11 protein-coding genes are annotated in these 12,133 nt (G+C 51.9%); 5 read left to right on the forward strand and 6 right to left on the reverse strand.

The genetic code is table 11. The features are described from left to right. Positions 1-65: 65 nt before the first annotated feature. Positions 66-515: a GatB/YqeY domain-containing protein gene (locus AC6CHM_RS06830; protein WP_115052460.1), complete on the reverse strand. Its 450-nt coding sequence runs from the start codon at positions 513-515 to the stop codon at positions 66-68. A 282-nt stretch (positions 516-797) separates the two neighbouring features. Here AC6CHM_RS06830 and carA point away from each other — a divergent pair, with 282 nt between their 5' ends. Next, a complete protein-coding gene (gene carA / locus AC6CHM_RS06835) occupies positions 798-2,039 on the forward strand; it encodes a glutamine-hydrolyzing carbamoyl-phosphate synthase small subunit (RefSeq protein WP_115052459.1) in 1,242 nt (413 codons plus the stop codon). Here carA and AC6CHM_RS06840 read toward each other — a convergent pair. Further along, on the reverse strand, positions 2,036-2,272 hold the full coding sequence (locus AC6CHM_RS06840; protein ID WP_498172461.1) for an aldo/keto reductase: 237 nt from the start codon (positions 2,270-2,272) through the stop codon (positions 2,036-2,038). The two genes, carA and AC6CHM_RS06840, sit on opposite strands and share 4 nt — an antisense overlap. Then, complete coding sequence (locus AC6CHM_RS06845) at positions 2,242-2,949, reverse strand: aldo/keto reductase (RefSeq protein ID WP_498172463.1); 708 nt, start codon at positions 2,947-2,949, stop codon at positions 2,242-2,244. The genes AC6CHM_RS06840 and AC6CHM_RS06845 overlap by 31 nt, the downstream gene beginning before the upstream one ends. 141 nt (positions 2,950-3,090) lie before the next feature. On the opposite strand from AC6CHM_RS06845, the gene AC6CHM_RS06850 reads away from it, so the two are divergent. Both AC6CHM_RS06850 and AC6CHM_RS06855 read left to right on the forward strand, forming a co-directional pair. After that, positions 3,091-3,564 carry a nuclear transport factor 2 family protein gene (locus tag AC6CHM_RS06850; protein WP_307279424.1) on the forward strand — a complete coding sequence of 158 codons (474 nt, stop codon included), beginning with the start codon at positions 3,091-3,093 and terminating at the stop codon, positions 3,562-3,564. 1 nt (position 3,565) lies between these two features. Then, on the forward strand, positions 3,566-4,123 hold the full coding sequence (locus tag AC6CHM_RS06855) for a TetR/AcrR family transcriptional regulator (RefSeq protein WP_498172465.1): 558 nt from the start codon (positions 3,566-3,568) through the stop codon (positions 4,121-4,123). 47 nt (positions 4,124-4,170) lie between these two features. Here AC6CHM_RS06855 and AC6CHM_RS06860 read toward each other — a convergent pair whose 3' ends face one another. Continuing rightward, a complete protein-coding gene (locus AC6CHM_RS06860) occupies positions 4,171-4,635 on the reverse strand; it encodes an Lrp/AsnC family transcriptional regulator (RefSeq protein WP_307279428.1) in 465 nt (154 codons plus the stop codon). 142 nt (positions 4,636-4,777) lie between these two features. Between AC6CHM_RS06860 and AC6CHM_RS06865 the strand changes: the two genes are divergently transcribed. Then, complete coding sequence (locus tag AC6CHM_RS06865) at positions 4,778-5,500, forward strand: aspartate/glutamate racemase family protein (protein ID WP_336439729.1); 723 nt, start codon at positions 4,778-4,780, stop codon at positions 5,498-5,500. A gap of 16 nt (positions 5,501-5,516) precedes the next feature. Here the strand turns inward: AC6CHM_RS06865 and ypfJ are convergent, their stop codons facing one another. Then, positions 5,517-6,428, reverse strand: a complete 912-nt coding sequence (gene ypfJ / locus AC6CHM_RS06870; RefSeq protein ID WP_498172467.1) for a KPN_02809 family neutral zinc metallopeptidase — start codon at positions 6,426-6,428, stop codon at positions 5,517-5,519. A 335-nt stretch (positions 6,429-6,763) separates the two neighbouring features. Here ypfJ and carB point away from each other — a divergent pair, with 335 nt between their 5' ends. Next, a complete protein-coding gene (gene carB / locus AC6CHM_RS06875; protein ID WP_498172469.1) occupies positions 6,764-10,249 on the forward strand; it encodes a carbamoyl-phosphate synthase large subunit in 3,486 nt (1,161 codons plus the stop codon). Positions 10,250-10,268: 19 nt separating this feature from the next. Here the strand turns inward: carB and AC6CHM_RS06880 are convergent, their stop codons facing one another. Then, complete coding sequence (locus AC6CHM_RS06880) at positions 10,269-12,053, reverse strand: ABC transporter ATP-binding protein/permease (protein WP_115052451.1); 1,785 nt, start codon at positions 12,051-12,053, stop codon at positions 10,269-10,271. Positions 12,054-12,133: the final 80 nt, after the last annotated feature.

Genomic DNA, 12,133 nt, shown 5'->3' on the forward strand with positions numbered 1-12,133 from the left:
AAAAAGGGCGAAAGACCGAAGTCTTTCGCCCTTCATTGGGTCAAACCCAAGCGGTAACTCAATTGCTACTGCAATATTTCCTTCACGATGCCACTGGCTTTGCTGAAATCCATTTGCCCAGCATATTTCTCTTTAAGAGCGTTCATGCACTTACCCATATCGCGCAGCCCACCAGCGCCAATTTCGCCGATTACCTGCGTACAGGCATTGCGTATGTCAGACTCACAAAACTGCTTGGGCATGAAATCACGAATGATCTCGATTTCTTCACGCTCCTGTTCAGCCAGCTCAAGCCTGTTACCTTCTTCGTACATCTTCGCAGATTCTTCGCGCTGCTTGATCATCTTCGCCAGAATTACGCTGATTTCATCACCGCTAACCGGATCTTTCCCGATTCCGCGATTTACAATGTCACGATCTTTGATGGCTGCCATGATCAGGCGTAGCGTCGAGACGCGGCGTTTGTCCTGAGATTTGATGGCTGTATTCAGTGCCCCGGCGATTATATCGCGCATGGCCGTATTCTCCTGTTATGCGCCCACCCTAGTCGTCGCTTCGAGCGAAATCAACAATGGCGCCACGTCATCCACGACATGAATTACCACCAAGTGCTCGTCTTGCAATTGACCGAAGGCGTTGCTTTGTTTATGGACTGGGACTTAGCCAGACATTTTTATTGTTGCTGCGGTGGATGATTACCCAACCATCGCGCTCAGCCACGTCATATGGGATATTCGAGGACATTTTTCAATGGCCCCCTTTATCCAGTGCGACGCTAGCTCATTCAGGAGTACCGCATGACAGCCACATCAATAGAAGCAGGTACGCAAGCAAAAACTGCGGCTTGGTCCGAAGTAAAGCCCACAGCCTTGCTCGTGCTGGCTGACGGCACGGTTATTGAAGGCAAAGGTCTCGGCGCTACGGGCATTTGCGAAGCTGAAGTCTGCTTCAACACTGCTTTGACTGGCTACGAAGAAATCCTCACTGACCCCTCCTATGCCGGTCAGATTGTCACATTTACGTTTCCGCATATTGGCAATGTCGGCGCAAACAATGAAGACATTGAAGACCTTACGCCGGCAAAGCGCGCCGGTGCTGTTGGAGCAGTATTCAAAGCCGATATCACTTCGCCATCAAGTTATCGATCGGTCGATCATCTGGATGCTTGGTTGAAAGCACGGGGTGTTATCGCCCTTGCCGGTGTCGATACGAGGGCCTTGACGGCGCTCATCCGCGAAAAGGGCATGCCAAACGCCGTAATTGCACATGATCCTGACGGCAAATTCGATATTCCGGCGCTCAAAGCGCGCGCTGCTTCGTGGCATGGATTGTTGGATCTCGATCTCGCCAAGGATGTTACATCCGGACAAAGCTCTGTTTGGACCGAAAAGCCATGGGTTTGGGATCAGGGCTTTGCTGAACAGTCCGCACCAGAGTTTCACGTCGTTGCCATTGATTACGGTATCAAGCGGAATATTCTGCGCCTAATCGCAGGACTTGGTGCAAAGATAACAATTCTCCCCGCGACAGCGACCTCCGAAGATGTCCTTGCCTATAATCCAGATGGAATTTTTCTCTCCAATGGTCCCGGCGATCCTGCGGCAACCGGAAAATACGCTGTCCCAACAATCAAAGAGCTGATTAAAACTGACATCCCGGTTTTTGGTATATGTCTTGGACATCAGATGCTGGCATTGGCGCTTGGTGGCGACACCAAGAAAATGCATCAAGGCCATCATGGGGCGAATCATCCAGTTCGTGATGACACAACCGGCAAGGTTGAGATTGTATCCATGAATCATGGTTTTGCTGTTGATGCAGCCTCCTTCCCCGACAATGTCGAAGAAACCCATGTCTCGCTCTTTGATGGCAGCAATTGCGGTCTGCGGCTAACTGGACGTCCTGTATTTTCGGTTCAGCACCATCCCGAAGCATCTCCCGGTCCCCAGGACTCACACTATCTTTTCCGCCGGTTTTTCAATCTGATCCGGCAGAAGAAGGGCATGGAGTTACTATCGGAGCGTGATCACGCCGCTTAGTCAACGTCCTCTCCGGTACTCGCCTTTAGAATTGCAAACCATTGTTGGCGACTGAGCTCGATATCCAGCGCAGTCGCCATTGTTTTTAGTCTATCAATCTTCAGGCTTCCAAGAACGGGGATTAAGCTGGCGGGGTGACGCAGCAGCCAAGCAATGGCAATTGCCGAAATATCTGTATTATCCAATTGCGAAGCAATATCTCTCAGAGCAGCGCGGAGCCGTACCTCTTGCACGCCCTCGCTGTGAAAAGACTGCCGCCGCCAAGCGGTGACCAGATCATCGGCGCATATTTCAATCTTTGGGCGTGGTCGAGACTTCCATCCGTCAAAGGCGAAACATATTTGACAGAAAATTCGATTTGGTTGGTGACCAGCGGGAATGGCAATCTTGATGCCAGAAGATCAAACTGATGCGGCAGAAAGTTTGATACGCCAACCGCACGGACTTTGCCAGCCTTGACTACATCTTCCAGACCCCGGGCTGTATCATCGGCATCCATCAAGGGATCGGGCCGATGCAGTAACAGCACGTCAATATAATCCGTATGTAAGTTTTTCAGCGACCGCTCCACGGAAGCCCGAATGTGCGCCGAGCTCGTATCATAGTGCTTAATGCGATTTTCAGGGCGGGCGCCCGATATCAGCATAATGTCGCATTTGGTAATCAGCTCAATTGTATCACGGCTGCCGCCCCACCTTTGTAATCCGGCACCAAAAGCCTCTTCCACACCATAATTCCCATAAATATCAGCGTGGTCGAAACTCGTAATACCGATGTCAATTGCACCATGAACCAGCCTGGCGACACTATCAGCATCAGATCGTTCAAGGTCGCTGAGCAACCTCCATGCGCCAAGGACCAATCGGGATAGGCTCAAACTACCCACCGAGATACGTGTTTCATAGGACATGCTGATTTCCTGCAAATGATTATGGCTCGTCTAGTTTAAAGCCTCACCACGGGAGGACAAGGGTACAGCGTCCCTTGACTAAGAGCTGATAATGTACCAATAGGTACACACCTTACCATTTGGTACAAAAGGAGAAATCAAATGTCAGAGCAACGTCCGCCTTTTCCACCCTTTACGCACAACACTGCGATCCAAAAGGTTCGGGCTGCGGAAGACGGCTGGAACGGACGCAATCCTGAGCGCGTGGCGCTGGCTTACACACAGGATAGCTATTGGCGGAACAGATCAACATTCTTATGTGGCCGCGCCGAAATCGTCGCCTTCCTGCAAGAAAAGTGGAAGCGAGAATTGGAATACCGCCTGATCAAAGAACTTTGGGCGTTTTCGGGCAACCGGATAGCAGTGCGTTTTGCATATGAGTATCACAACGATTCTGGCAATTGGTTTCGCGCCTATGGCAATGAAAACTGGGAGTTTGACGAAAATGGCCTGATGCAGAAACGCTATGCTTCCATCAATGATCTTGCAATCAAAGAGGCAGATCGGAAGTTCTTGTGGGATCAAACTGGTCCACGTCCGATTGGACATCCGGGATTATCGGAACTCGAGCTGTAATATGGTCAAAACTGTCTCCGAACGCTCTGACGTTGTTCCGGTGCTTGCCGAAATCTTTCGGGAACACGGCTTTGAAGAGGCAAGTCTTTCAATCATCACCGAAAAGACCGGGCTTGGAAAAGGTAGCCTTTACTACTTCTTTCCAGGCGGAAAAACCGAAATGGCACAGGCCGTCCTCGCGGAGATAGAAGGTTGGTTTGAAAAGCAGATTTACAGCCCATTGCGCGAAGCCACCGACTCTCAAACTGCGATACGGATGATGTGCGCCGCGGTAATTGAATACTTCAAGTCCGGCCGCCGCATCTGTCTCGTTGGTGCGTTTGCTCTCGACAATGTCCGTGATCGCTTCGCGTTACAGATCAATAATTACTTCGCGGCATGGATTGCTGCACTCAATAAGGCTTTGCAGAAGCTTGGGCACGATCCAGAAGTGGCCGCAGCTCTCGCTGAAGAAGCTATAATAGACATTCAGGGCGCCTTGGTAATAGCTCGCGCGCTTAACAACCCGTCCGTATTTGAGCGGGCCATGATCCGTATAGAAAAGCAGCTAACCACTTAAAGCAAGTTTGCTTATAGAGATCGGTCAAATTGATACCGCGACAGAAGTCACTTTATGTAATGCGTTGGAACTGCTGTAGTGGATTTCAACGTTTCCATTGAAACTGATGCTGAGATGTCAAAAAATTCCACCTTTTCGACCAATGACTTATATATTTCGTCATAAGCTTCCACACGTGGCAGAACGAGCTTTAATATATAATCGATAGTGCCGGTCATGCGATGCACCTCGACAATTTCCGGTATGTCGGAAATTGCCGCGCGAAACTGTTCCAGCCATTCCGCCGAGTGGCGCGCCGTACGAATGATAACAAACATGGTCGTTGGTAATCCGGCCAGAGGCCGATCTACCAGAGCAACGCGGCGCTGGATATACCCCTCCTCTTCCAGGCGCTGGATGCGACGGGAACACGCGGAAATGGAAAGGTTCACTCTGTTAGCGAGATCGGATACGCCCACAGAGGCATTTTCTTGCAGAATATCCAGAATCTTGCGATCGCGATCGTCGATCATCTATAAATCCCAACAAATTTATCGCGTGGTATTAGATATTTACGCGCAATATTTGCGCCAACATATCTGAATTTTAAAAACTATGCGAACACATTGTGCGCTGCAACCTCTATCCTCTGGCTAGGGAAATGAGGGATCCATCATGCGCACTATTGGACTGATCGGCGGGATGAGCTGGGAAAGCACTGCGGTTTATTATCGTCAGATCAATGAGGAAATCCGCGGACATCTTGGCGGATTATCCTCTGCAAAAATCGCCCTCCAATCGCTGGATTTTTCCGAAGTTGTCGCCTTGCAAAAGAGCGACCGCTGGAATGATGCTGCTGCGCTTCTGTCGGATGCAGCCAGCCGCCTTGAAGCGGCAGGAGCAGATTGCATCCTAATCTGCACAAACACGATGCATCTTGTTGCCGACGCCGTTGCTGCTGCTGTCAGTATTCCGCTCATTGATATCAGGCACGAAACAGGCCGCACTTTATCAGCCGCAGGCAAGAAGCGCCCGCTTCTATTGGCTACACGCTATACGATGGAGCACGGCTTTTACGCGGATTATTTGCACAATAATTTCCAGATCGACCTCGCCGTCCCCAATGAAATTGACCGGGCCAAGATTCACTCCGTCATTTTTGACGAACTTTGCTGCGGCTTGGTCAAAGACGAGTCTCGCCATGCACTGGAGAAAATCGTTGCCCGTGGCAAAGAGGCTGGCGCTGATTGCGTAATTCTCGGTTGCACCGAAATTTGCTTATCGCTGACCGAAGATAATTTGGCGTTACCGGTCTACGACTCTACAACCATACATTCGCAGGCAGCCGTTGCTTATGCATTGGGCAACAACGTCAAGAACAGAAAGAACGCGATCTAATCGCGTTCTTATCTAATTAAATACTACCGCTGAACGTATCGCAATTATCCAGCTTGCCGCTATCAAATCCACGCTTGAACCATTTGCTGCGCTGATCAGACGTTCCATGATTAAAGCTCTCTGGAACGACATAACCTTGAGTCTTGCGTTGCATAGTATCATCGCCGATCTGTTGCGCAGCATTGAGTGCCTCGTCCAGATCGCCAACGTCAAGAATACCTTTCTGCTCGGTAAAGTGTCCCCATATACCGGCAAAACAGTCTGCCTGCAGTTCAACACGCACTGACATGGCATTGGCTTCCGCTTCGCTCATGTTCTGCCGCATTTGATTGAACTTGGGCAACACGCCAATCAAATTCTGTACGTGATGCCCAACCTCATGCGCCAGCACATAGGCTTGCGCGAAATCGCCCGATGCCCCGAACTTCTTATCCAGCTCGTCATAGAAGCTTAAATCGATATAAAGCTTCTGGTCGCCCGGGCAGTAGAAGGGACCGGACGCTGCGCTGGCAAAGCCACATGCGGAACGCACTTGATCACTGAATAACACCATCGTTGGCGCTGGATAGGTTTGACCCTCAGCTTTGAAGATACCGCTCCAGACATCTTCCGTCTCTGCAAGAACTGTCTTGGCAAATTGCGTCGTCTCGTCGTTGTTTTTGACCGAGGTATCGCTCTGGGTTTGGCCCGGCACCAATTGCCCGCCACCCGAATCGACCAGTATCTGCATCGGATCAATATTGGTGCAGAATTTCAAAAAAAGAAAAATTGCAGCGAGGATTAGAATGCCGGAAAATCCACCGCCGCCGGCCGTCCGCAATCCGGAACCGCCAGGAATACGAAATCTTCCGCCCCCTGGAAAACCGCCGCCGCCTTCGCCGCGTTGATCTTCAACATTGTCGCTCTGTCTACGCCCCTGCCAACGCATGTTCCGTCTCCCGATCGCTTGCCGATCCAAACCGGCTGATACGCTGTATGCACAACATCAATACGCGGCATTTGTTTCATGCGCGATGTTATTTTTCAACTTTTGCTTGCAGGAAGTGGCACATCAACTTTTGCGATGGAATGTTACGTTGTGGCCGTAATGCGAAACGAAACCCCAAAACCGCCTTAAAATGCGTTAACGTCGCTTTTTGGGGTTACGCAAAGCGTTTCCTTTGCCTATAAGGCAGCCTTAGCCTCGCATTTGAATTCAAGTAGCTACCCGTACGGTGAAACCGTGCGGTTTTTTGTGCAGACCGCTATGATAAGGACCCGAACATGCCAAAACGCACCGACATCAAATCTATTCTGATTATCGGCGCTGGCCCGATCATTATCGGTCAGGCATGCGAGTTCGACTATTCCGGCACCCAGGCCTGCAAGGCACTTAAAGAAGAGGGTTACCGGGTCATCCTCGTCAACTCCAACCCGGCAACGATAATGACTGACCCGGAATTGGCAGACGCGACCTATATTGAGCCAATCACGCCTGAAGTCGTTGCGAAGATCATCGCCAAGGAACGTCCCGACGCGCTGCTGCCAACCATGGGTGGTCAGACTGCGCTGAACACCGCCCTTTCGCTGCGTCGCATGGGTGTACTCGATCGTTATAATGTCGAAATGATTGGCGCGAATGCTGAAGCGATCGACAAGGCGGAAGATCGCGCGTTATTCCGCGAGGCCATGGCAAAGATTGGTCTGGAAACACCAAAATCAATGCTCGCAAACGCTACTGAGGTAAAAGATCTCGACCGCAAATTACACCAGGAACAGCGCGAAGCGGTTAAAGCCCAATATTCCGGTGCAGAGCTCGATGCGGCTTTAGACAAGCTGGAAACCGAGTGGCAGCTCGGCGAAGGTGACCGCAAGCAGCGCTATGTATCGCATGCCCTCGGCATGGCCGGTGCCGCATTAGACCATGTTGGTCTACCTGCCATCATCCGCCCCTCCTTCACCATGGGCGGTACAGGCGGCGGTATCGCGTATAACCGAACAGAATTTTACGAGATCATCGGCAGTGGTCTTGACGCATCGCCAACCACTGAAGTGCTGATTGAAGAATCCGTTCTCGGCTGGAAAGAATACGAGATGGAGGTCGTTCGCGACAAGGCGGATAATTGCATCATTATCTGCTCCATCGAAAATATAGATCCGATGGGTGTTCATACCGGCGACTCCATTACTGTTGCCCCAGCTTTGACGCTGACCGACAAGGAATACCAGATCATGCGCAACGCATCGATTGCGGTATTGCGCGAGATCGGCGTAGAGACCGGCGGATCGAATGTACAGTTTGCGGTCAATCCGGAAAATGGCCGCCTGATTGTTATCGAAATGAATCCCCGTGTGTCACGCTCATCTGCACTGGCATCGAAGGCCACTGGCTTCCCGATCGCAAAGATTGCAGCCAAGCTTGCTGTAGGCTACACGCTCGATGAACTCGATAATGATATTACCGGCGGCGCTACGCCAGCCTCGTTCGAGCCATCTATTGACTACGTCGTCACCAAAATACCGCGCTTTGCCTTTGAGAAGTTCCCCGGCGCAGAACCTACCCTAACGACAGCCATGAAATCGGTCGGGGAAGTTATGGCCATTGGCCGTACATTCAAAGAATCGCTTCAGAAAGCCTTGCGCGGACTGGAGACTGGCCTTACCGGACTTGATGAGATCACAATTCCAGGCATTGGCGAGGGCAATGACAACAATGCTATTCGCGCCGCTATTGGCACTCCTACCCCAGACCGGCTCCGTATGGTGGGGCAAGCACTAAGGCTTGGACTGACTGTCGAAGAAGTGCATGAAGGCTGCAAGATCGACCCGTGGTTCCTCGAACAAATGGCAGAGATCATTGGCACGGAAGAGCGCGTGCGCGAGCACGGGCTTCCTCAGGACGCGCAAAACCTGCGCGCATTGAAGGGCATGGGTTTTTCCGACGCCCGCCTTGCAAGTCTGGCAAAAATCGAGCCCAGCGAAGTTACCAAGCTACGCAACAAACTTGACGTTCATCCGGTGTTCAAGCGCATTGATACCTGCGCGGCTGAGTTTGCATCGCCAACGGCCTATATGTACTCCACTTATGAAGTTCCATTTGCAGGTGCTTTGGTTTCCGAGGCCCAGATTTCCGACCGCAAGAAGGTTGTGATTCTCGGCGGCGGACCCAATCGTATCGGCCAAGGCATTGAGTTCGATTATTGCTGCTGCCATGCTGCCTTTGCGCTGCGGGATGCTGGCTACGAAGCCATCATGATCAACTGCAACCCTGAAACAGTATCCACAGACTATGACACGTCAGACCGCTTGTACTTTGAGCCACTGACAGCCGAAGACGTGTTGGAAATCCTGCGGGCCGAACAAACGGCAGGAACCTTGCATGGCGTGATCGTGCAATTTGGCGGGCAAACACCGCTGAAACTCGCAGATGCGCTTGAAAAAGCTGGCATTCCTATCCTTGGAACTTCGCCGGACGCCATCGACCTTGCTGAAGACCGCGACCGCTTCCAGAAGTTGCTGATCAAGCTTGATCTCACGCAGCCCAAGAATGGCATTGCCTACTCGGTTGAGCAGGCACGCACCATAGCTGGAGAGCTTGGCTTCCCGCTGGTCGTACGTCCCTCCTATGTCTTGGGTGGTCGCGCGATGCAGATCATCCACAATGAGCGCGGCTTACAGGCCTACCTGCTTGATACGGTTCCTGAGCTCGTGCCGGAAGATATCAAGCAGAAATACCCGAACGACAAGACCGGACAAATCAACACGCTGCTTGGTAAAAATCCTCTGCTGTTTGATCGTTATCTGACCGAAGCCATCGAGGTCGATGTGGACTGCCTCTGCGATGGCAAGGACACTTGGGTCTCCGGCATCATGGAGCACATTGAAGAAGCTGGCATCCACTCCGGCGACAGTGCTTGTTCTTTGCCAGTTCATTCCCTTTCCGCCGAAACTGTATCCGATCTGGAAAAGGAGACCGCCGCGCTTGCCAAATCGCTTAACGTGGTTGGATTGATGAACGTCCAGTACGCCATCAAGGACGGCACGATCTATGTTCTTGAGGTCAATCCACGCGCCTCACGGACAGTACCCTTCGTTGCCAAAACCATAGGCACTCCGATTGCCAAAGTAGCGGCCCATATCATGGCGGGAGAGACGCTGGAACAAGCTTTGTCGCATTATGGCGGCAAGCCTTCCGCTACAGGGCGCAAACATATTGCAGTCAAGGAGGCTGTGTTCCCGTTCGCTCGTTTCCCCGGTGTCGATACACTGCTCGGACCGGAAATGCGCTCGACGGGCGAAGTCATGGGACTGGATTATGACTACGCGCTGGCCTTTGCCAAAGCTCAGCTGGGCGCAGGTGTTGATCTTCCACGCGACGGTACTTTGTTCGTTTCCGTACGGGACGAAGACAAACAGCGCATTCTCGCGCCGGTAAAACGGCTGGCGGAATTGGGCTTCAAGATACTCGCTACTGGCGGAACAGCTCGCTTCCTTGGCGAGAACGGCGTAGCAGCGCAAAAGATCAACAAGGTGCAAGAGGGTCGTCCGCACGTTGAAGACGCAATCCGCAACCGTCAGGTTCAATTGGTTTTCAACACGACAGACAGTGCCAAGGCGATCTCGGATTCAAAATCGCTTCGCCGCGCGACCCTGATGCAAAAAGTGCCATACTACACCACGCTATCGGGTGCCGATGCCGTTGCAGAAGCAATTGCTGCGCTCAAGGCTGGATCACTGGAAGTACGGCCACTTCAGGATTATTTCGCTTAACTTCGTCTGGCGAAATTGTTTAAACACCTAGCAACCCCTCCTCCTCCAATCCGTGGCCGGAGGGGTCGCTGACAAAATGCAGCACCGTCGAAAAGACATGATCATTCTTGTCTTCTCGCCCAATATGCACAATCGTCGATTTGGCGAGGTGCTCGCGCAAGACTGCCACCACCCGGTCATAAGCATCTGACTCCATCGCGTCGAGCGACTCGTCAATAACCACCCACTCTGGCTTGTGCAGCATCAACCGTGCAAATGCGAGCGACTGTTGCTCATCATCACTAAGCTCGCGATCCCAGCGAGCACTGAAATCCAGCATGGTTTCAAGCCGCTTCAGTCCAAGCTCATGCAAGGCTCCAACCAGTTGCTCGTCAGTAAAACCATCTTTACCGAGCGGATAGGACATCGCTTCACGCAAGCTGCCGGGCGGAAAATAGGGCAGACGCGGCATGTAGATAATGGTTTTGTTGGCAGGTAACGTGACTGTTCCAGCCCCCCAAGGCCAAAGGCCGGCAATTGCCCGAAACAGCAAAGTGCGATCAATACCCGCTTCGCTTGTAATGAGAACGCGATCACCCTCTTTGACAACAGCGTGCTTTTCCTTGAGCCGTACTGTAGCACGTGGCGCGGTGATCTTCAGCGAATCAAGAATAATTTGATCCCTATCGGACTCGGCAAATTTTATGCGCTGTTCAATGCTGTTCATGGCGTCGGTTGCCTGCACGGCCTGCCTGAAAGACGTCACGCGTAAAAGCGTTGCACGCCAGTCAGCAATCGCGCCGAAATTGTTGACGAACCACTTCAATGCATCGTGAACCTGATTAAATGCCCCGATAGCCATCATAAGACCGCCGAACGAAAGATTGCCTGCGAAGTAAACTGGTGCAGCAACGAGAATAGGTGCGACGATGGTAATCCAGCCATAGCCAGACGTGACCCATGTGAGTTGCGTCAAAGCTCTAACCAGCAATCGTATGGAAGCCAGAAGACTATCGACATCAAAGCCGAGGCGACGGTTTTCGTCGGCTTCACCGCGGTAAAGTGAAATCGCATCAATATGTTCGTTCACCCGCATCAGCGAGAAACGCAGTTCAGATTCCTTTTGGTAGCGATCGGCATTGTACTTAATGAGTTTGCGTCCAACAAGCCAACTCAACCATGATGCGAGAGACGCATAAAGAATTGCAGCCCACACCATGTAGCCCGGAATAGAAAAACTGTAGCCATATACATTGAACACGAATCCGCTTGAAAGCGCCCATAACACACCGACAAAGCTGACCATCAGGATCGTGGATTGCAGCAAGCCAAAGCCGAGATCCGTCGACATTTCCGCCAGATGCCGTGCATCCTCATGTAAGCGTTGATCGGGATTAACGCCGATGGGCCCTGAATTGGAAAGTTTGAATGCACGCCGGGGCACCAGCCACTCGCCAATGAGATCTCGCGTCAGGCCTTCCCGCAGTTTCAGGCGCGTCATCTGGTTGAGCCACGTCTGGCCCACACTCAAGACAAGAAGCACCGCCGCAATCCCGAAAAACACCATGAGCTGGTCGAGAAAGGCCTGAAAGTCGCGTCGCGACAGAGCATCATAAAACGGCACATTCCAACGATTGAGAAGTACCTGTCCTACTGAGGTCAAAATGATAATGCCGAACACGCCCGAAATGAACAATATCAGACGATTGCGGACTGGAGAGTTCCAATAAATGTCAGCAATAACGCCAAGCTGCGCCAAAAGCCCCGCTTGCACTTCGCCAGCGACGGAGGTTGCTGGCACTCGGTTGGGTTTCTGCTTCGCCATTGGGCTCCCCCGTCGAAGGCCGTGATTCGGCTTTCTCACTCTAACATTGACTCTTTCAAACCACTCAACCGCACCTGCAA

Source organism: Phyllobacterium sp. GQ127 (genome assembly GCF_059758635.1).

Coding starts and splice junctions, on each gene's coding strand:
- AC6CHM_RS06830 (WP_115052460.1), bottom strand. CDS start 515: ATGCGCGATATAATCGCCGGGGCACTGAATACAGCCATCAAATCTCAG.
- carA (WP_115052459.1), top strand. CDS start 798: ATGACAGCCACATCAATAGAAGCAGGTACGCAAGCAAAAACTGCGGCT.
- ypfJ (WP_498172467.1), bottom strand. CDS start 6,428: ATGCGTTGGCAGGGGCGTAGACAGAGCGACAATGTTGAAGATCAACGC.
- AC6CHM_RS06855 (WP_498172465.1), top strand. CDS start 3,566: ATGGTCAAAACTGTCTCCGAACGCTCTGACGTTGTTCCGGTGCTTGCC.
- AC6CHM_RS06845 (WP_498172463.1), bottom strand. CDS start 2,949: ATGTCCTATGAAACACGTATCTCGGTGGGTAGTTTGAGCCTATCCCGA.
- AC6CHM_RS06860 (WP_307279428.1), bottom strand. CDS start 4,635: ATGATCGACGATCGCGATCGCAAGATTCTGGATATTCTGCAAGAAAAT.
- AC6CHM_RS06865 (WP_336439729.1), top strand. CDS start 4,778: ATGCGCACTATTGGACTGATCGGCGGGATGAGCTGGGAAAGCACTGCG.
- AC6CHM_RS06850 (WP_307279424.1), top strand. CDS start 3,091: ATGTCAGAGCAACGTCCGCCTTTTCCACCCTTTACGCACAACACTGCG.
- carB (WP_498172469.1), top strand. CDS start 6,764: ATGCCAAAACGCACCGACATCAAATCTATTCTGATTATCGGCGCTGGC.
- AC6CHM_RS06880 (WP_115052451.1), bottom strand. CDS start 12,053: ATGGCGAAGCAGAAACCCAACCGAGTGCCAGCAACCTCCGTCGCTGGC.